Consider the following 204-nt stretch of genomic DNA (forward strand, 5'->3'; position numbering starts at 1 on the left):
GGGTGCCCGGCGAGCTGGACCCGCCACGACAGGTCGACGTCCTCACCGGTCACGAGCGACTCGTCGAACCCGCCGACCTCCTCGAAGACGGCACGGCGGACGCCCATGGTCCCCGCGCCGGTGCCGGGAAGCCACGGGAAGAAGGGCTTCGTGACGATCGGGTCGGTCGTCCAGGAGACGGAGGCGCGGTTGCCGCGGTTGAGT

At 71.6% G+C, this 204-nt stretch carries 1 protein-coding gene; it reads right to left on the reverse strand.

Annotated elements, in window-relative coordinates:
• Positions 1 to 204 (reverse strand): glycosyltransferase family 2 protein (locus ABWU78_RS21035; protein ID WP_439159414.1); only part of this gene is annotated, 204 nt, incomplete at both ends.

The sequence above is a fragment of the Cellulosimicrobium sp. CpK407 genome (assembly GCF_051844275.1).
Classification (GTDB): domain Bacteria; phylum Actinomycetota; class Actinomycetes; order Actinomycetales; family Cellulomonadaceae; genus Cellulosimicrobium; species Cellulosimicrobium cellulans_G.